This window comes from Roseateles sp. GW821-FHT09G03, from assembly GCF_059416045.1.
The window spans coordinates 372,551-391,480 of the sequence record NZ_JBWKOK010000002.1 but is presented as its reverse complement, the minus strand read 5'-3'; the positions used below and the strand labels follow the sequence as shown (position 1 = coordinate 391,480).

The following is an 18,930-nucleotide window of genomic DNA, read 5'->3' as shown; positions in this document are numbered from 1 at the left end:
GGCTCATCGCACCGGCTCAGCCCTCCTTGTTCTCCTTGCCGTCCTTCGGCACGCGGGGCTTGGGCAGGCCAGTCTTCGTGAAGTCGGCCGGCACGCGCATCAGCGTGGCCTCGGGTTCCGCACGGCGGATGTTGCGCAGCTGGTAATTCTGTTCGCCGCTACGCGGGTCCTTGGTCTGGACGCTGACGGTGACCTTCAGGTCGGGGGAGGTCCACACCTCGCGCGAGATCACGATCGGCTTCTCGTTGCCGATCTTGCCCGCCGGGATCGTGCGTGTCGTGCGTCCGCCGGTGACCTTGAGGCCGTCGATCTCCTTGGGCGGCAGGTTGTTCGGTTGCGTGTCCTGCCCGTTGAGGATCAGCGGCTCGACCCGCATCGCCACGGCCGGAGGCAGGGGCGACATCGGCGACAACGGGCCCAGCGGCCCCGGCGGCGTCTCGACGCGGATGACGCGGACCTCCTGGCCGCCGTCGCCCGGGGCGATCACGACAGGCGTCGCGACGCGCACCGTGGTGGGTCCGCTGGGCGCGGCGGGCGGCGACGGCGGCTTGGGCGCCTCGACGCGCTGCGCCGCGTCGCCATGGCCGAAGTTCTCGCGCGCCCAGTCGCGCATCTTGCGGCCGTACTCGCGCATCTTGTCGTTGTAGTCCCGCATCTTGTCCTGGTACTCCCGCATGCGTTCGCCGTACTCGCGCTGGGCCTCGGCGTCGACACGCCCGCCGCCGAGATAGCGCGCGGTCTTGCGTTCAGGATCGAGCAGCCAGTTCTCGCCGCTGACCGCGTCGCGGAGATAGACGACCTTGCGTCCCTGGCGTTCGACCTCCTGGCGCGTCCGGCCCTCGCCGTCACGGCACAGCTGGCTGGTCTGCTGGTGGACGATGCGATTGCCGTCGGCCAGCGGCTGGACGGTCTCATGCACGGCCTGCGCGCAGTACGGCGCGCCCTTGACGACACGCTCCGTGCTGAGGATGTGCATCGCGACGCCGGACTCGGCGATCAGCTCGGCGACGTCGGGCACGGGAGGCACCGGCGGAACAGGCGGGACGACGGCGGGCATCACTGGCGGAGCGGGCGGTGCCGGTTGCGCGCCGGGGTCCGGCGACGCGTGCGCGGCGGGCTGGGCCTGGACCGCGATGGCGGCGAGCGCCAGGGCAAGGGTGGTGAGGGAAGTCTTCATGGCGGTCTCCAGGGAAGGAAGCGGGACGTCGTTCAAAAGAGCAAGAGCGGATGGCGGGGAGCCAGGGTCGAGGAACGGCGGGAGGGTCAGGCGTTGCCGGAACGGTCAGGGCATGACCCGCATCGCGAGCACGTCGCCCGAGGCATGCACCAGCAACTCGGCGCGCACCGGCGCGGCGGCATCGGCGGGGTCGTAGGGCAGGCCCAGCAAGGCGAGGCGCTCACGGGGGACCTCGGCGGGAACGAGCCACGCATTGCCGGCGCCGGCCTTCTCGAAGGCCGCCCAGCGGTCGGCGGACACGAGCACGATGAAGCCGCTGCCCGGATTGCCCATGACGGTGGCGCCGGACTCTCCCGGCGGCGCGGAGCCCAGCAGCCAGACACAGGCGACCAGGACGGAGGCGCACAGCGCCGGGCCGGCGAGCGCCCATCGCCAGCGGCCGGCCTTGCCGGCCTTCTGGCGAGCGGCGAACTGCTGGCGCATCGCGACGAGCACCGCGTCGTCGCGTTCAGACGGCGGCGTGCGCTGGCGCAGGTCCTGGGCCACGGCCCACAGCCAGTCGGCCAGGCGCGCGGTGCGGGGCGGGGAGGTGTCGGTGGTCTTCATCATGCGGACTTCGATGAACGTTCGATCACGTCCGCCGCGGCGGACGACAGGGGCCGGGTCTCGTCCTGCAAGGCGGCCAGCAGGCGCGCCCGACCCCGGTGGAGCCGGGTGCGCAGGGTGTTGAGTTCGACGCCGGCGATCCGGGCGGCCTCGGCATAGGTCCGCTCCTGCAGATCGACCAGGACGATGGCTTCCCGGAATGCCCAGGGCAGGGTCTGCAACGCGGCCCACACCCGGGCCTGGTCCTGCGCGCGGACCAACTGCTGCTCCGGCGCATCGGCGGCGTCGTGACGGAGGTCTTCGGCGTCCTCGTCATGGGCGACCGGCAGGTCCCGCCAGCGCGCCAGCAGGTGATGCCGGGCCACACCGGCGAGGTACGCGCCGAGCGGGCCTCTGCCCGCGTCCCAACCCTCGGGCCGGCCGGCGAACTGCACGAAGGCTTCCTGCATCGCGTCCGCCGCCAGATCGGACTGGCCGCACAGCGCCAGCGCGTAGCGATAGACGCCGGGCGACTCACTGCGATACAGCGGCTCCAGCGCGCTCGCATCCCCCTGGCGCAGGCGCCGGACCAGCGCCTCGCTGACGGTGGTGCTGGAAGGCGGCGGCTCGCGCTCGCCGCCGGCGGCATGCGCGTCGGCGGGGTCGGGGCGGCTGCGGCCAGCCAGGCGGGTCCAGAAGCTCATCGGGCGTTCGACGTGAGTTGCGTGATAGTTGAACGTATTGCGCGAGCGGTCCGGAAAGTTCCCGGCTCGCACACAAGAATTTGTCTGTGTGGCGGCTCGGGCGGAGAAACCTCCCGGCATCGGTTCGAGCCTCCCCCGTGTTTCAGGGGAATGACACCTCCACGCCACACCGGGCGACCCTCGCCCGAAAGTCGAGAACAGTGCACCGTGCGATGTCCGCAAATCGTTTTCGATGGGGCCATTTCACGCAAGTGAGCGCCGGCCAACCGTTCCATCTTGGTGCATTCGCCAAGTGAAAACCCCAAGTGCGTGCATGGGGGTGCGGTCCTAGCATCCACCCCACTCGACGCGACACCCGTCCCGCGCTGGCGACAAGCCGGCACCAAGGGGGTTGCCTACGGGGGCTGAGGAGACAAAACAGATCAGACCAATTCGAACGAACAACAGTGACACTGTCACAATTCGCGGGCACCTGGATCAGGTGCCCGTTTTGTTTTCGTGGCCTGGTTTTGCGCGCATCAAGCGATCGTTCTCGGCCCGTGTCCGCGGCCCCGGGGCCGCTCTTGCGAGTTGCAGATGATCGAGTTGTTGACCGCGGCCGTGGCGTCGCTGCTGGCCGGATTTGTCGATGCCGTCGTGGGCGGCGGCGGGCTGATCCTGGTGCCGGCGCTGTTCAGCGTCTACCCGGGCGCCGCCCCCGCCACCCTCTTCGGCACCAACAAGGGCGCCGCCATCTGGGGGACGGCCTGGGCCACCCATCAATTCTCCAAGCGCGTGTCGCTGCCCTGGCTGGCGCTGATGCCGGCCGCCGCCGCCGCGCTGGCCGGCAGCTTCGCCGGCGCCTGGGCCGTCACGCAGGTGGACCCGAGCGGCCTGCGCAAGGCCCTGCCGGCGATCCTGCTGGGCGTCCTGCTGTACACGCTGGCGAAGAAGGACCTCGGCCGGCACCACGCGCCGCGCCACGAGGCCGCCACGCAGACCCTGATCGCCAGCGTGATCGGGCTGACGATCGGTTTCTACGACGGCTTCTTCGGGCCGGGCACGGGCAGCTTCTTCGTCTTCCTGTTCGTGCGGCTGCTGGGCTTCGACTTCCTGCATGCCTCCGCGACCGCCAAGCTGATGAACACGGCGACCAACTTCGCCGCGCTGGTGCTGTTCGCCTACAAGGGCCACGTCTGGTGGCACGTCGCGGCGGTGATGGCGGTGGCCAACGTCGTCGGCAGCCTGGTCGGGACGCGCATGGCGTTGGCCAAGGGCGCGGGCTTCGTGCGCGGCATGTTCGTCGTCGTCGTGTCACTGCTCATCCTCAAGACTGGCTACGACGCCTTCCTGCGCTGAGGCTGCGCAGCGAACGCCGGGCACGCCAGACGCCCTCCGAACAACACACCCCGGGTGTCCGCCAAAGGCGGGATGCCCGGCAGCCCATCGCCCGGGCTACCATCCGTCCAAACAACCGCTGACCACCATGCCTGTCGATCCTCAACTCCGCGCGCTGGATATCGAGATCCCCACCCAGCCGGACGTGCTGGTCAAGCTCTCGCTGCTGATGGCGGACGAGGACATCGACCTGCAAGCCGTCTCGGGCCTGGTGGAGACCGACATGGCGCTGGCCGCCGCCGTGCTGAAGGCGGTGAACTCGTCGCTGTACGGCCTGCGCGGCCGTGTGCAGACGGTGCACCAGGCGCTGACCTACCTCGGCATGCGCGAGGTCGCCGCGATCACCTTCGAGATGGGCCTGCGCGCCGCCTTCCCGCCGGCGGTCGAGCTGGAACCCGTCTGGACCCGCGCGGCCAAGCGCGGCCTGCTGATGGGCCGGATGGGCCAGATGCTGGGCGTCGACCCCTGGGCGGCGCACTCGGCGGGCCTGTTCGAGGAATGCGGCAAGGCGGTGCTCTATCGCCATGCGCCGGGACACTATCCCGCGATGCTGCGCGCGACGGCGAGCGACAAGGAGCTGGTCCAGCTGGAGCACACCGCCTTCGGCGTCAGCCACGACGCACTGGGCGCGGCGCTCTGCGAGAGCTGGGGCCTGGCGCCTGCCGCCGTCGCCAGCGTGCGGTACCACGTGCAGCTGCAACATGAGCTGGTGATGCCCGAGGCGATGCAGCGCCGGGGCGTCGGCGCGATCTCGCTGGTCGCGTGGACGCTGATGAACAAGCCGGAAGCGCTTGACGAGACCGTGATGGAGATCGCCCCGCAGGCACAGCTCGACGAGACGCTGATGTTGCGCGCCGCGCGCCGCGTCGAGGAGCAGCTGCAGCAGGCTGAATCCCGCGGCCGCTGATACACGGACACGGCGCCGGGCGCGCCGCGATCACGACGCGAGACAGAGCCGATCGCGTCCCATGCGCTTGGCGATGTAGAGCGCCTCATCCGCCGCCTGCAGCAGCGCCTGCGGGCTCAAGTACGGATGTCCCGGCTGCGAGGCTGCGAGACCGGCGCTGATCGTCACGATCCCGTCGTCCGGCGAGCCGTCGGGCAGCGCCCCATGCGGCACCGCCAGCGTGCGCCAGCCCTCTCGCAGGGCTTCCATCAGTCCCTGCGCGGACTCGATGTCGAAGCCGGGCAGCAGCACGACGAATTCCTCGCCGCCCAGACGGGCGACCAGGTCGGTGTCGCGCTGGAAGTGCTCGGCGAGCAGCCGCGCGAGCCGGCGCAGCACCTCATCGCCGGCACTGCGCCCGTGGTGCTCGTTGTACGGCTTGAGGTGATCCACGTCGAGGATCGCCAGTGCCAGCCGTCCCTGGTCGCGCTGCGCCCGCTTGAATTCACGCCGTAGCGCGTCGTCGAACTCCCTCCGATTGGCAATGCCTGTCAGCGCGTCATGACGCTCCATGGAGGCCAGCTCGCGCCGCTTCGCTTCCAGCGATCGCTCCGCCTGCTGCAGCGCGCGGTGCTGGCGGGCGATCTCCTCCCGCAGTTCGCGCCCGCGGGACTGCTCGCGGTGCAGCTCGTCGCCCAGCGAGGTCCGGACGTGGTCGAGCGCCTGCTCCAGTTGCAGCAGTTCGCGGGGCCGCGGCTCGCCAGGTTCGAGCCAGGTCAGCGTCTGCGGCGGCAATGTCGGATCGAAGCGGCTGGCCTGCGCCGACAAGTGGCTCAACTGACGCAGCAGCCAGCGGTCGAGCATGAGCGCGGCGACCAGGCCCAGCACCGTGGCCAGGCTCAGGTGGATCAAGGCGGAGCGCAGCATCGGATCGCGGCGCAGCGTGTCGACGATCGTGGAGGCGGACGCCTGCAGGCGCAACTCGCCGCTGCCGGCGAGCGAGAACTCGGCGCTCTGACCGGGTTCGCCGTCGTCGTCGGACAAGGCGCGGAACTGCTCGCCGTCGCGCGTGCGCAGCTCGATGCGACGCAGGTTGTAGCGGGTGAGGATGTGATGCAGCAGACCGTGCAGCGCCTCGGGCCGCTCCAGCCGCTGCTGGAGGCTGTAGGCCAGCGGACCCGCGTAGAGCAGCGGGATGGCGCTCAGTTCGGCGTCGGCCTCCACGGCGCGGCGCTGCGTCGTCTCGCGCAACTGCCAGCCGCTGGACAACGCGACGAGCAGCAGTCCGAACACGAACAGCGCCAGCAGCGGGCGGGCGCCCACCGAGATGCGGATGGCCTTGTGGGTCATGCGTGGATGCCGAGCTTGCGACGGAAGTCGCGCTATACACCGTCAAGTCATCGTCGGCCCATTGTGCCGAGCCGTGTTCACTGGTTTCCCCGGGGAAACTCCAAGCCGGGACGGGTCTCAGAATGGCCCCCCATACCTCAGGGGGAGGCGATGAAACGAACTGCCGTGGCCGCGTGGCTGTTGCTCGGAGCCGGCGCGGTCAGCGCCGATCCGGGCTATTACCTCGTGCGCCCGTACAGCGAGGCGGGACAGACCACGCTCGACCTGCGCTACTGGCATGTCGATCCGCCGGACGAGCCCGCGACGCTGTGGCCCGAGGTCGGGCTGCGCTACGGCGTGAACTCGCGATGGAGCACCGAACTGCTGCTGAGCTGGATCGGCCCGACGCTGCACGAGCAGACGCTGAGTTCGATCAACTGGGTCAATCAGTTCCTGTTCACGCAGGGGGATTCCCCCTATGACCTGGGCCTGCACCTGCAGGTCATCCGCAATCGCGGGCAAGGCAACGCGATGGAGGTGGGGCCCATCTTCCAGACCGAGTGGGGGATGACACAGCTCAACCTCAACGTCTTCTTCAGCCACGACGCGGGTTCGCGCCGGCAGAACCAGACGAAGCTCCAGTGGCAGGCCTTGCATCGGTGGCAGCCGGGCTGGCGCCTCGGCGTGCAAGGCTTTGCCGAGCCGAAGTCGTGGCGCGCGGGACCTGTCGCGAAGTTCGACCTCGGCGGGCATGCCGAACTGACGGCCGCCTACCTCTGGGGGAACACCTACCGCAGCCGTGGGGACATGCTGACCGCCTCGCTCCAAGTGGGGTTCTGAAACCTAGAATCCGCCCGCCCCGCCAACCTTCTTTCCGAAGGCGCGCGGTGCAGCGTTCTCAGGGCGGGGTGGAAGTCCCCACCGGCGGTATCCGGGGCGCGGTCGACAGACCGACGACCCCGGGAGCCCGCGAGCGCCCGGCACCGCCCTTGTGGTGCCGGGGTCAGCAGACCTGGTGAGAGGCCAGGGCCGACGGTCACAGTCCGGATGAAAGAGATCGCGTCCATCGTCGGCCTCGCGGGCCGGCGCAAGCGTTCGCGCCTGCGCCGCCGGGCGGCCGCGTTGTGCGTGCGCGCCCTGATTCATCGTTCCAACCGAAGGGTTCACATGAATCAGACCAAGCTCCACTCTCCCTCCTCCGCCGTTCCGCGCGTGGCCATTGTGTCCGCGAGCTGGCATGCCGACCTGGTCGGCCGATGTCGCGAGGCCGCCATCCGCGGGCTCGAAGCCGGCGGGCCCGTCAGCGTCGAGACCTTCGAGGTGCCCGGTGCCTTCGAGATTCCGCTCCATGCGATGAAGCTCGCGCGCAGCGGACAGTTCGATGCGGTGCTCGCGTGCGCGCTCGTCGTCGACGGGGGCATCTACCGTCACGACTTCGTCGCGCAGGCCGTCATCGACGGGCTCATGCGGGTGCAGCTCGATACCGGCGTGCCGGTGTTCTCGGCGGTGCTCACGCCGTTGGCGTTCCACGAGCACGCGACGCACCACGGGTTCTTCCATGAGCACCTCGTGATCAAGGGCACCGAGCTCGCCGGAGCCTGCCGCGCGACGCTGGCGGCGTTGCGCAAGCTGGACGCGCTGACCGCTTGAGCGTGTGAGCGTTTGCGTGACGGCGCTCGCATGCCGTCGCCAAGCGCGGCCCTGCACAGGATAGGAGGCCTCGCGTCCGCGAACCTCCCACCCTGTTCCGGGCCCAGTGACATTCGCGGTGCGCGCTATGAGCGCGTGGCTGCGTCGGTCAGTTGGCGTGAGGTCACAAACCTCCGCGGCTGGCCGGTCACTGGATCGGTGAAGGCGATCTCGCGCGCGAGCAGCTGCAGCGGACGCGTGAAGTCCACCGTGTCCTCGACCGGCTGCAGCACCGGATAGATGCGGTCGCCCTCGATGGGCAGACCCAACGCGCACAGCTGCGCGCGCAGCTGATGCTTCACGCCACTGTGCGGGCGCAGCTCGTAACGGGCGCGGTCGGCGCCGAGGCGCTCGATCAGCGCGAGGCGCGTGCGCGCATTCGGCACGGCGCCCTCGTCATCCACCGTGCGCATCTGCATGAAGTCGACGGGGTGTTCCTCGAGTCGGCTCTCGTACTCGAAGGGCAGTCGCGCGCCGATGTCGTCGCGCCACGGCGCGATGGCCTCGTAGACCTTCTCGACATCGCGATCGCGGAACAGCCGCTGGTACGCGTCGCGCGTGGCCGGCTGCACGGAGAACAAGGTCAGTCCCGCCGTCTCTCGATCGAGTCGATGCACCGGACTCAGATCGGCCAGGCCGGTCTCGCGGCGCAGTCGCGTGAGCAGCGTCTGCTGCACGTAGCGCCCCTTCGGCGTGACCGGCAGGAAGTGCGGCTTGTCGGCGACGAGCAGGTGATCGTCCACATGCAGGATGCGGGCCTCGAAAGGCACTTGCGGTTCGTCATCGAGCCAGCGCCAGTAGTAGAGGCGTCGCTGCGCGCGATAAAGCGCATCGGGCGCGAGCGGCGCGCCGGCGTCATCGAGCACGTCGCCCCGCGCCATCCGCGCGGCCCAGTCGTCGCGCGCGACCAGCGGCAGGCGATCGGCCAGGAAGTCCAGCACCAGGATCCAAGCTCCCGGCGGGCAGGCCAGCGCGCTCGCGGCGACACCGTCACGCAGCGGCAAGGCGAGCTTCAACGGACGGGCCATGGGAAACGCGTCTTCAGCGCGGTACGCGGCCTACTCGACCTGCGCCGGACCGCGCGCGCGCTCGTCGAGGAAGCGGTTCAGCCGCTGCAGGTCGTCGGCATCGATCGTCGCGCCGTTGCGCCAGGTCTTGATCCACGCGTCGCGCTGAGGATCCGCGGCGAGCTGCCGCACGGCCTGGTCCATCGCCTCGATGGCGCGGCGGCCTTCCGGCGTGCGGCTGCAGCCGGCGGTGGCGACCGAGGTGCTGCGGCCTTCGGCCAGCGGCAGCTTGGCGAGTTCGGGCGGGCCGGGATGCGTGGCGTTGTACTCGTCGACCGTGACCGGGTACTCGAGCGTGTAGTCCATGCGCCTGGCTCGCAGCATCGGCAGCAGGTGGGCGCCGCGCCCGGCGACGATCGCCCGCGGCGCCCGTTCCGGATTCGCGGCGAGCAGCTTGTCGATGCGGGGGCCATAGCTGCGGTCCCGCGGCAGCAGGCCGGTGAGGTCGGTGCGGCGCAGCAGGTCCGCGAGCTGCAGCGCCTGGCCGTTGGCCTCGAATCGCGCGAGATCCTCGCGCCGCACGACCACGTGGATCTGGCGCGACATCATGGCCGGGTGGAGCGGGGTGAAGTACAGCCATTGCAGTCGCTCAGGCGTGCGCACGTGCAGCACGGAACACAGCGTCTCGCCCTGGCGCACCTGCGCCTCGAAGCGGGGAAGGCTGAGCTCGATGAACTCGTGCCGGTACTGCGGCATGCGCTCGATGAGCAGGCGCAGGAAGCCGTCGACCTCGCCCTGGCCGAGGTCCTCGACGCGCTGCGGCGGCTTGCCGTCGCGATAGACGAAGTGCGGGGCCATGTCCTGCACCAGCCAGCGCAGGACCGGCGGCGCCGGTGGCGGCGAGGGCTGCGCCGCGGCCGGCGCGATGGCCCCGAGGGCGACGAGGAGTCCGGTCATGAAGACCGGAGCGGCCAGGGCCAAGCCGCCCGCGGCCGCGCGGAGGCGGCGGCCGACGGGCATCGGGTGACGAGAGGGTGTCAGTCGCCCTCGACCCATTCCACCTTGGCGCCGAGGCGGGTGATGTTCTCGGCGAACTGCGGATGGGCGCGGCGGACCGGCGTCGCGTTGCGGATCACGGACTTGCCCGGGATGCTGGCCGCGACCATCAGCAGCGCGATCGCGACGCGGATGATGTAGGGGCTCTCGACCTCGGCAGGGCTCAAGGTCTTGCCGCCGAAGGTCACCATGCGGTGCGGGTCGGACAGGAAGGCGTGCGCGCCGAACTTGGACAGCTCGGTGGTCCAGCCCATCGCGCCGTCGTAGACCTTGTTCCAGAACATCACGCTGCCCTCGGCCTTCACGCCGAGCGCGACGAAGATCGGCAGCAGGTCGACCGGCAGGTAGGGCCACGGCGCCGCCTCGACCTTCTGCAGGATGTTGCGGGTGAAGGGCTCCTTGACCTTGAGCTTGCCGTCGACGACGGAGCGCGACCAGCCGTCCTCGTGGATGATATGCACGCCGAACTTGGCGAAGGTGCGGTCGATCAGCGGGAACTGCTCCGGCTGCGAGTTCTTGACCCTGACGTCGCCGCCGGTGATCGCGCCCAGCGCCAGGAAGGTGACGATCTCGTGGAAGTCCTCGGCGAAGGTGAATTCGCCGCCGCCCAGCGACGCGACACCGTGGATGGTCAGCCGCGAGGTGCCCAGGCCTTCGAGCTTGGCGCCGAGCATCTGCATGAACTGGCAGAACTCCTGCACGTGCGGCTCGCTGGCGGCGTTCATCAGCGTCGACGTGCCGTGGGCGAGCGCGGCGCAGAGGACGAAGTTCTCGGTCGTGGTGACGGAGGCGTAGTCGGTCCAGTGGTCGTTGGCGCGGAGCTGTCCTTCGACCTTCACGACCAGGCCGTCGGGGGCGCGATCGACGCTGGCGCCGAAGCGCTGGAAGACCTCGACGTGCGGATCGATCTCGCGCGCGCCCAGGGTGCAGCCCTTGACGTCGTCCTCGATGCGGGCGGCGCCGAAGCGCGCCATCAGGCCGGGCACCAGCATGATCGAGGAGCGCATCTCCTCGGGCAGGTGGTCCTTGGCCGGGTCGAAGTGGGTGTCCAGGTGGTGCAGGTCCAGCACGCCGCTCTTGAAGTCCACGGACACGCTGCTGCCGAGCTTGCGGAAGACCTCGAGGATCTTCTTCACGTCGGTGATCTCGGGCACGCCATGCAGGCGGACCGGCTCGCGCGTGAGCAGGGTGGCGCAGAGGATGGGCAGGACGGCGTTCTTGTTGGCCGAGGGAACGATGCGGCCCTTCAGGGGCGAGCCGCCGTGGACGATGAGGTTGGACATGGCCTGGCGCGGGCGCGCGGGTGGAATTCGGTGGACGAGCGCGAATTATCGGGGGTCGCGGGATGGCCCGGCGCTCGAACGGGACATCGATTTGCATCTTGCAACGCGGGCCCCGGGGGCGCCAGCGAAGGTGTTTTCATGCAGCGGAAGAAATCTTCCTTCCACGCGTCGAATCGAGGCAGCCGGACCTGGGCCGCGAGGGGCTCGTCTCCTAGGGAAGTCATGGGCGTCCGGGAGGGACCGGCCTCGTGAAAATGCCGACCCATGATCCCGCCCGTTGATCCGACCACGCCCGAGACCGCTCCCTTGGTGCCGGACGTGCCTGTGCCTTCGCCCGTGCCCGCAAGCGCACCCGCGACCTCGCCCATCCGCCGGCTGCTCGCGAAGAAGCACGCCGCCGCAGGGGCCCCCGAGGACCCGCGCGACTGGATCACTCCCGAGGATCTCAACGTCGCCCCGGCCTTGCTCGGTCTGCCGCTGGCCTCTCCCTGGCAGCGGGCCAAGGCGATGGCGGTCGACGTGACGCTGGTGACGCTGCTCTCGAACTTCGGCAACACGCCGCTGCTCGCGGGCTGCTGCTGGGTCGCGTGGCGCTGGTACAAGCAGCAGCGCGCGTCGCGCGGGGAGGTCCGGAAGGAATCCGGCTGGCTCGGCTGGGCGCCGGCGTTGTGCCTGGTCGCGTTCGGGCTCTACTCGAGCACGATGGAGCACATCGACGAGCCGACCAAGCGGGCCCGCCGCGAGGCCGTCGCCGCCGCGTCGACCGAGAAGACCGACAAGGCCGACCGCCAGGACGAGGATGCCGACGCGACCGATGTCCACGAGGACGTCAAGGACCTCGTGAAGCACGCGATGGCCACGGCGACCGCCGCCGCCTCGGCCGCCTCCGGATCCGCTTCCGGCGGTCTGGAGCAGAAAGTGATCCGGCAGGTCGAGCAGGACGGCGAACTCCAGCGCAAGGCCGATCGCGTGCGCATCAAGGCGCTGCAGGAGGAGGTCCGCTCGCTCAAGGACGAGGCCAAGCGCTCGCCGCTCGAAAAGCTCCGCCACTGGTGGGAAGTCGTGGGCCTGAACCTCGTCTGGGCCTTCGTGTATTTCGTGGCCTTCCCGCTGATCTGGCCGGGCCAGACACCGGGCAAGAAGCTGATGGGCCTGCGCATCGTGGAACTCACCGGCAAGCCGCTCAAGCCGATGCTCTGCGTGCGCCGCTATGGCGGCTACGCGGCCGGGGCGACCACCGGCGGCATGGGCTTCCTGCAGATCCTGTGGGACGCCAACCGCCAAGGGCTGCACGACAAGGCCGCGCACACCGCCGTCATCGACACGCGCAACCCGCGTCGCCTGCGGCTGTCCGAAGACCTGACGGGCTGAACTCAGCCCTTGGGATCGAGCCGCTTCGCGCGCGCCAGGCGCCAGGCCTCGGCGGGATCATCGCCGTAGACCTCGTCGGCCGTGGTCGCCGTCTCGCGCCGGTGCGTGTCGATCGCGATCCGCTTGTCGAAGACGAAGCACTCTCCGCGCCAATCCGCGTCGGCATCAGGCATCTGCTCGAAGTAGTTGAGGATGCCGCCGTCCAGTTGCCGCACGGTCAGTCCGCGTTCGGTCATCCAGCCGGAGAGCTTCTCGCAGCGGATGCCGCCGGTGCAGTACATCGCAACCGTCTTGCCTTCGCGTTGCCAGGTCTCGGCGTGGGCGTCGATGTAGGCCGGGAAGTCGCGGAAGTGCCGCACCCCTGGATCGATCGCGCCGTCGAAGTGGCCGAGCTCGAACTCGAAGTGATTGCGGTTGTCGAGCACGACGACGTCGTCGCGTCGGATCAGCTCGCGCCATTCGCGCGGCGAGACGTGCGTGTCGCGGGTGTCGGCCAGCCCCGTCACGCCGTCCAGGCCGAAGGCGACGAGCTCCGGCTTTTCATGCACCTTCAGCAGCGTGAAGGGACGCGTCGCGCAGAAGCTGCGCTTGAAGTGCAGGTCGGCGAACGGCGGCTCGGCGCGCAGCGCGGCCTCGTAGGCATTGAGCGCCTGCGGCGGTCCGCCGATCGCGCCGGTGATGCCTTCGGGGGCCAGGAGCACGTTGCCCCCGATGGCACGTCCCAGCGCCTCGTTGACGTCGCGCAGCCGCTGCGCCAGCGCCGACGTCTCATCCAGTCGGACGAACTTGTAGAACGAGCTGTGCTCGTGCTCGGAGGAGGACATCGGAGGGACCACTGAAGACGGACGCTGTAAGGAAACCGGGGGAGAACGCGATGGTACCGAGGTCCTCCGGTGGCCCGGGAGCAACCCGGGTGCGGGACCCGTACTTGCCCGCCTAGAATCCGCCACCCTTTTTCCGCCCTGTCGAGGGCCCAACGCCGTGTCCGATCGCCTTGCCGTCCTGCCTCAATACCTGATGCCCAAGGGCGCCATGACGCGGCTCGCCGGTCGGTTGGCAAGCGCGGAACTGGGCGGCTTCACGACCTGGACGATCAAGCGTTTCATCGCCAAGTACGGCGTGAACATGGCCGAGGCGGCGGAGTCCGATCCGACCGCCTACTCGACCTTCAACGACTTCTTCACCCGCGCGCTGAAGCCAGGCGCCCGCCCGCTGGCGGATGCCCCGCTGATCTGCCCCGTCGACGGCGCGATCAGCCAGTTCGGACCGATCCGCGCGGACCAGATCTTCCAGGCCAAGGGCCACCAGTACTCGACCACCGCGCTGCTCGGCGGCGATCAGCAACTGGGCGCGCAATTCCGCGACGGCCACTTCGCGACGATCTACCTGAGCCCGCGCGACTACCACCGCATCCACATGCCCTGCGCCGGCCGCCTCGTGCGCATGGTGCATGTGCCGGGCGACCTGTTCTCGGTGAACCCGACGACCGCCCGCGGCGTGCCGGGCCTGTTCGCCCGCAACGAGCGCGTGGTCTGCCTCTTCGAAGGCGAGCACGGGCCGTGGGCGCTGGTGCTGGTGGGCGCGACCATCGTCGGTTCGATGGCCACCGTCTGGCATGGCGTCGTCAATCCGCCCCGGCCGGGCCGGCTGCGCACCTGGCACTACGAGAACGAACACTTCAGCTACGCGCAGGGCCAGGAGATGGGCAGATTCCTGCTGGGCTCCACCGTCGTGCTGCTGTTCCCCAAGGACCTGCCGATGGCGTTCAACGCGCAGTGGCAGCCCGGCGGCGCGGTGCGCCTGGGCCAGCCGATGGCCACGCTGGGCTGATCGGCCGGTCCCCCGGCAAGCCCTGTCCCTCCGGCGGGGGCCCGCCTTTGCGGGACAATCGCCGTTTTGCGAAACGACGGCGACGAGCTCCCATGACCCTGCGTGTCCTGACAGGCATCACGACCACCGGCACCCTGCACCTCGGCAACTATGTCGGCGCGGTGCGCCGCGCCATCGCGGCCAGCCGCGAGCCGGGCGCCGAGAGCTTCTTCTTCATGGCCGACTACCACGCGCTGATCAAGTGCGACGAGCCGGCCCGCATCGAAGCCTCGCGCCTGCAGATCGCCGCGACCTGGCTGGCGGCCGGCCTGGACACGAGCCGGGCCGTCTTCTACCGCCAGAGCGACATCCCCGAGATCCCCGAACTGACCTGGCTGCTGACCTGCGTCACGTCCAAGGGCCAGATGAACCGCGCGCATGCCTACAAGGCCTCCGTCGACGCCAACGTGGCCGCGGGCGAGGACCCAGACGCCGGCATCACCATGGGCCTGTACAGCTATCCGATCCTGATGGCCGCGGACATCCTGATGTTCAACGCGCATCGCGTGCCGGTCGGCAAGGACCAGGTCCAGCACATCGAGATGGCGCGCGACGTCGCGCAGCGCTTCAACCACACCTTCAAGACGGAGCTCTTCACGCTGCCCGACGCCAGCGTGGACGAGGAGATGGAGCTGCTGCCAGGCCTGGACGGCCGCAAGATGTCCAAGAGCTACGACAACTCGATCCCGCTGTTCGAAGGCGGCGAGAAGGCGTTGCGCGAGGCGATCTCGAAGATCGTCACCGACTCGCGTCTGCCCGGCGAACCCAAGGAGACCGAGGGCTCGCACCTGGTCCAGATCTACGACGCGTTCGCGACGCCGGAGCAGCGCAAGGCGTTCCGCGCGGCGCTGCAGGCCGGCCTGGCCTGGGGCGAGGCCAAGGACCAGCTGTTCGCCCTGATCAATGCGGAGATCGGCCCGATGCGCGCGAAGTACGAGGCGCTGATGGCCAATCCCGAGAAGATCGAGGAGATCCTGATGGAAGGGGCCGCCAAGGCCCGCGCGATCGCGGGTCCGCTGCTGGCGCAGGCGCGCGAGGCCGTCGGCCTGCGTCGCTTCAAGGCCCTGGCCGCGCCGGTCGCCCAGGCGGCCAAGGCGAAGTCGACGGTGCCGGCCTTCAAGCAGTACCGCGAAGCCGACGGACTCTTCTACTTCAAGCTGCTCGCGGCCGACGGCACCCTGCTGCTGCAAAGCACCGGCCTGTCGCAGGGCAAGGAAGCCGGCCAGTGGGTCGCGAAGCTCAAGCGCGAAGGCGCGGCCGCTTTGGGTGAGGCGCCGGTGTCCAAGGAAACCAGCGACGACGTGCTGCTGCCAGCGCTGGAAGCGCTCGTGGCCGCCGAACTGGAAGCGGCGGCGGCGAAGGGTTGAGCGCATCGGCGTTTCGAAAGGAAACCCTGGTTTAGGGTGCCAAGTCGATCACGTTCATCGAAGAAACCCGCTCGTTCCGCGACGTGAGGCGTCGTAGTCTCCGATGTTGATTCCGTCACGATTCAACACCACAACAAGGAGACCACCGATGTCCACGACGACCCGCCTGCCTGCCGACTCCCTGGCGCTGCAACGCCTCTATGCCTGGGAGCTCGACACGCCGGACCGGGTCACGCTGCGCCAGCCCATGGGCGGCGGCGTGGTCAAGGACTTCACCTGGAAAGAGGTCGCCGACCAGGCGCGCCGCATGGCGGCGCATCTGAAGACGCTCGGTCTCGAGCAGGGCTGGGAACCCGGCGCCCGCGTCGCCATCCTGTCCAAGAACTGCGCGTGGTGGCTGATGAGCGACCTCGCGATCTGGATGGCCGGCTACGTCAGCGTGCCGCTGTACCCGACGCTCGCCCCCGACACCATCCACCAGATCCTCAGCCACAGCGAGGCCAAGCTGCTGTTCGTCGGCAAGCTCGACGGCTGGGAAGGCATGCGTCCCGGCGTGCCGCTCGGCCTGACCTGCATCTCCTATCCGGTCTCCCCCGACGACGCGCAGGACACCTACGACCACTGGGACGCGATCTGCGCCGAGACCCAGCCGCTCAAGGGCAAGCCCGTCCGCGCCGCCGACGACCTCGCCACCATCATCTACACCTCCGGCACGACGGGCACGCCCAAGGGCGTGATGCATTCGTTCGGCAACTTCTCGTGGGCCATCGCCACGGGGCTCAAGCGCATTCCGCTGAGCGAGAGCGATCGCATGCTGTCCTACCTGCCGCTGGCGCACGTCGTCGAACGCGCGCTGGTCGAGCACGGCTGGCTGCACACCGGCATGACGGTGTACTTCGCGGAGAGTCTGGACACCTTCGCCGCCGACCTGCAGCGCGCACGGCCGACGGTGTTCTTCTCCGTGCCGCGGCTGTGGACCAAGTTCCAGCAGGGCGTGCAGGCCAAGCTGCCGCAGCCCAAGCTCGATCTGCTGTTCAAGCTGCCCATCGTCGGCAACCTGGTGCGCAAGAAGATCCTGAAGGCACTGGGCCTGAACGAATGCACCTTCGCCGCCGGCGGCGCCGCGCCGATGCCGGTCGCGCTGCTGAAGTGGTACCGCGCGCTGGGCCTGCCGATCAACGAGGGCTACGGCATGACCGAGAACCTCGCGCTGTCGCACATCACCGTGCCGGGCCGCGACCAGATCGGCAGCGTCGGTCCCGCCTACGACGGCGTGCAGACGCGTCTGGATCCGATCACCGGCGAGCTGCAGATGAAGAGCCAGGCGCTGATGCTCGGCTACTACAAGCAGCCCGAGCTGACCGCGGAGACGCTCACCGCCGACGGCTGGCTGAAGACCGGCGACAAGGCGGAGATCTCCGACAAGGGCGCGCTCGCGGGCTGCGTGCGCATCACCGGCCGGGTGAAGGATCTGTTCAAGACGAGCAAGGGCAAGTACGTGTCGCCCGCGCCGATCGAGGACCGCCTCTCGACGAATCCCGCCATCGAGGCCTGCGCGGTCACGGGCGCGAACTTCGCGCAGCCGGTGGGCATCGCGATGCTGTCGCCCGAGGCCGCCGCGCGCGATCGCGCCGGGCTGGAGCAGGAACTCATCGCGCATCTGGAGAAGGTCAACGAGCGCCTCGATCCGCACGAGCAGCTCGACTGCCTGATCGTCACGGCGACGCCGTGGACCGTCGACAACGGCTTGATCACGCCGACCTTCAAGGTGCGACGCAACCGCGTCGACGAGGTCTACGGCCCGCGTCTGGAAAACTGGATCGCCCAGCGCCGGAAAGTCATCTGGGCGGACTGATGCGCCGTCCCGGCGGCTGACGCATGATGGGCGCATGAAACGCGGATCCCTCAAGCGCTGGGCCGCCCTGCTCAAGGGCGAGCTGCTCACCGTCTTCTACGCGGCACGCGATCCGGAGGCGCCCTGGCTGGCGCGTTTCGTGGCGATCGCGGTCGCCGCCTACGCGCTCAGTCCGATCGACCTGATCCCGGACTTCATCCCGGTGCTCGGCCTGCTCGACGATCTGATCCTGGTGCCGCTCGGATTCTGGCTGGTGCTCCGGCTGATGCCGCCGCAGGTGATCGCGCGGGCCCGATTGCGCGCCGCCGAGCAGCGCGGCCGGCTGCCGCGCAACCTCAAGGTCGGCGCGGCGATCGTCGTGCTGTGGGTGCTGCTGATGGTGCTGCTCGTCGTGTGGCTGACCGGTCGCGGCGGTGCACCGGCCGGCGCCGTCTGAGCGGACGAGATCAATCCGGACCGAGGCCCCGCTTCGCCAGCGTCTCGGCCACCCATTCGATGAACACGCGCATGCGCGCCGACACGTAGCGGTTGGGCGAATAGACCAGGTAGACCGGCACGGCGTTGTGGTGCCACTCGGGGAACAGCGGCACCAGTTCGCCGCTCGTGAGCTGCTCCTCGACCGCGTACTTGGCCAACTGGACGACGCCCAGTCCCGCCAGCCCGGCGGCGACGTAGGCGTTGCTGTCGTTGACGTCGAGCCGGCGGCGGCCCTCGACCTCGATGCGCTCGTCGCCGCGGTGGAACACGAACGGGAACACGCGCCCGGTCCGCGACGAGAAGTAGCCCACCGCCTGGTGCGGCTCCCGGTCCAGGTCTTCCGGGGTCTCGGGCGTGCCGTGCTTCTCCAGGTAGGCCGGCGACGCGCAGGTGCAGAACTGGATCTGCCCGACGCGCCGCGCCACGAGGCCCGCGTCCTGCACCGCGCCGACGCGCAGCACGAAGTCGACGTTGTCGACCAGCAGGTCGATGGCGCGGTCGCTGACGCCCAAGGCGATCTGGATGTCGGGGTAGCGCTCGTGGAAGTCGCCCAGCGCGGGGATCAGCACCCGCGATCCCGTCAGTGTCGTCACGTCGACGCGCAGGCGGCCACGCGGCTTGCTCTGGTCGTGGAGCATCCCCTGGTCGATGGCCTCGAGCTCGCTCAACAGGGCCATGGTCCGCTCGTAATAGGCGGCGCCATCCTGCGTGACGGTCACCTTGCGGGTGGTACGCGTCAGCAGCTGGACCCGCAACCGCGCTTCCAGCGCCTGCACCAGCCGCGTCAGGCTGGCCTTCGGGAGATCCATCGAGTCGGCCGCCTTGGTGAAGCTGCCGGTTTCCACCACCCGGGCGAACGCCCGCATTTGCACGATCCGGTCCATCCGATGCCCTTGAT

Annotated in this window: 18 protein-coding genes and 1 riboswitch; of the genes, 9 read left to right on the top strand and 9 right to left on the bottom strand. The window is 69.4% G+C overall.

The features are described from left to right. Positions 1–16 precede the first annotated feature (16 nt). The 3 genes from AC07OZ_RS08925 to AC07OZ_RS08915 form a co-directional block, all read right to left on the bottom strand. The gene (locus AC07OZ_RS08925; protein WP_495466800.1) at positions 17–1,177 is read right to left on the bottom strand and encodes a hypothetical protein; all 1,161 of its coding nucleotides are present in this window, start codon (positions 1,175–1,177) and stop codon (positions 17–19) included. Between the two features lie 105 nt (positions 1,178–1,282). Beyond that, complete coding sequence (locus AC07OZ_RS08920; RefSeq protein ID WP_495466799.1) at positions 1,283–1,786, bottom strand: hypothetical protein; 504 nt, start codon at positions 1,784–1,786, stop codon at positions 1,283–1,285. Continuing rightward, entirely contained in the window at positions 1,783–2,466 is a 684-nt protein-coding gene (locus AC07OZ_RS08915) for an RNA polymerase sigma factor (RefSeq protein WP_495466798.1), read from the bottom strand. The genes AC07OZ_RS08920 and AC07OZ_RS08915 overlap by 4 nt, the downstream gene beginning before the upstream one ends. 576 nt (positions 2,467–3,042) lie before the next feature. Between AC07OZ_RS08915 and AC07OZ_RS08910 the strand changes: the two genes are divergently transcribed. Together AC07OZ_RS08910 and AC07OZ_RS08905 are read left to right on the top strand one after the other, a co-directional pair. Then, positions 3,043–3,804 carry a TSUP family transporter gene (locus tag AC07OZ_RS08910; RefSeq protein WP_495466797.1) on the top strand — a complete coding sequence of 254 codons (762 nt, stop codon included), beginning with the start codon at positions 3,043–3,045 and terminating at the stop codon, positions 3,802–3,804. A 127-nt stretch (positions 3,805–3,931) separates the two neighbouring features. Continuing rightward, entirely contained in the window at positions 3,932–4,750 is an 819-nt protein-coding gene (locus tag AC07OZ_RS08905) for an HDOD domain-containing protein (RefSeq protein ID WP_495466796.1), read from the top strand. A gap of 30 nt (positions 4,751–4,780) precedes the next feature. Here AC07OZ_RS08905 and AC07OZ_RS08900 read toward each other — a convergent pair whose 3' ends face one another. Continuing rightward, positions 4,781–6,079 (bottom strand): GGDEF domain-containing protein, encoded by a 1,299-nt coding sequence (locus AC07OZ_RS08900; RefSeq protein ID WP_495466795.1) that lies wholly within the window; start codon positions 6,077–6,079, stop codon positions 4,781–4,783. A 150-nt stretch (positions 6,080–6,229) separates the two neighbouring features. Between AC07OZ_RS08900 and AC07OZ_RS08895 the strand changes: the two genes are divergently transcribed. Both AC07OZ_RS08895 and AC07OZ_RS08890 read left to right on the top strand, forming a co-directional pair. Then, the gene (locus AC07OZ_RS08895; protein ID WP_495466794.1) at positions 6,230–6,898 is read left to right on the top strand and encodes a hypothetical protein; all 669 of its coding nucleotides are present in this window, start codon (positions 6,230–6,232) and stop codon (positions 6,896–6,898) included. Positions 6,899–6,948: 50 nt separating this feature from the next. Beyond that, positions 6,949–7,121: riboswitch (FMN riboswitch) on the top strand. A gap of 104 nt (positions 7,122–7,225) precedes the next feature. After that, a complete protein-coding gene (locus AC07OZ_RS08890; RefSeq protein WP_495467353.1) occupies positions 7,226–7,708 on the top strand; it encodes a 6,7-dimethyl-8-ribityllumazine synthase in 483 nt (160 codons plus the stop codon). Positions 7,709–7,833: 125 nt separating this feature from the next. Here AC07OZ_RS08890 and AC07OZ_RS08885 read toward each other — a convergent pair whose 3' ends face one another. The 3 genes from AC07OZ_RS08885 to AC07OZ_RS08875 all read right to left on the bottom strand — a co-directional run bounded on the left by AC07OZ_RS08885 (position 7,834) and on the right by AC07OZ_RS08875 (position 11,093). Next, entirely contained in the window at positions 7,834–8,775 is a 942-nt protein-coding gene (locus AC07OZ_RS08885; RefSeq protein ID WP_495466793.1) for a pseudouridine synthase, read from the bottom strand. 30 nt (positions 8,776–8,805) lie between these two features. Continuing rightward, positions 8,806–9,711, bottom strand: coding sequence for a TIGR02285 family protein (locus AC07OZ_RS08880; protein ID WP_495466792.1), 906 nt, complete (start codon positions 9,709–9,711; stop codon positions 8,806–8,808). Positions 9,712–9,791: 80 nt separating this feature from the next. Beyond that, positions 9,792–11,093 (bottom strand): UDP-N-acetylglucosamine 1-carboxyvinyltransferase, encoded by a 1,302-nt coding sequence (locus AC07OZ_RS08875; protein WP_495466791.1) that lies wholly within the window; start codon positions 11,091–11,093, stop codon positions 9,792–9,794. 264 nt (positions 11,094–11,357) lie between these two features. Here AC07OZ_RS08875 and AC07OZ_RS08870 point away from each other — a divergent pair, with 264 nt between their 5' ends. Then, entirely contained in the window at positions 11,358–12,464 is a 1,107-nt protein-coding gene (locus AC07OZ_RS08870; protein ID WP_495466790.1) for an RDD family protein, read from the top strand. Between the two features lie 2 nt (positions 12,465–12,466). Here the strand turns inward: AC07OZ_RS08870 and trhO are convergent, their stop codons facing one another. Beyond that, positions 12,467–13,288 (bottom strand): oxygen-dependent tRNA uridine(34) hydroxylase TrhO, encoded by an 822-nt coding sequence (gene trhO, locus AC07OZ_RS08865; RefSeq protein ID WP_495466789.1) that lies wholly within the window; start codon positions 13,286–13,288, stop codon positions 12,467–12,469. Positions 13,289–13,445: 157 nt separating this feature from the next. On the opposite strand from trhO, the gene asd reads away from it, so the two are divergent. From asd to AC07OZ_RS08845, 4 genes are all read left to right on the top strand, one after another. After that, complete coding sequence (gene asd / locus AC07OZ_RS08860; RefSeq protein WP_495466788.1) at positions 13,446–14,294, top strand: archaetidylserine decarboxylase; 849 nt, start codon at positions 13,446–13,448, stop codon at positions 14,292–14,294. A 92-nt stretch (positions 14,295–14,386) separates the two neighbouring features. After that, positions 14,387–15,700, top strand: a complete 1,314-nt coding sequence (locus AC07OZ_RS08855) for a tryptophan--tRNA ligase (protein WP_495466787.1) — start codon at positions 14,387–14,389, stop codon at positions 15,698–15,700. A 148-nt stretch (positions 15,701–15,848) separates the two neighbouring features. Beyond that, a complete protein-coding gene (locus AC07OZ_RS08850; RefSeq protein ID WP_495466786.1) occupies positions 15,849–17,555 on the top strand; it encodes an AMP-binding protein in 1,707 nt (568 codons plus the stop codon). 34 nt (positions 17,556–17,589) lie between these two features. Further along, positions 17,590–17,991, top strand: coding sequence for a YkvA family protein (locus AC07OZ_RS08845; RefSeq protein WP_495466785.1), 402 nt, complete (start codon positions 17,590–17,592; stop codon positions 17,989–17,991). 10 nt (positions 17,992–18,001) lie between these two features. On the opposite strand, the gene AC07OZ_RS08840 is transcribed toward AC07OZ_RS08845, so the two are convergent. Beyond that, on the bottom strand, positions 18,002–18,916 hold the full coding sequence (locus tag AC07OZ_RS08840) for a LysR family transcriptional regulator (protein WP_495466784.1): 915 nt from the start codon (positions 18,914–18,916) through the stop codon (positions 18,002–18,004). Between the last annotated feature and the right edge of the window lie 14 nt (positions 18,917–18,930).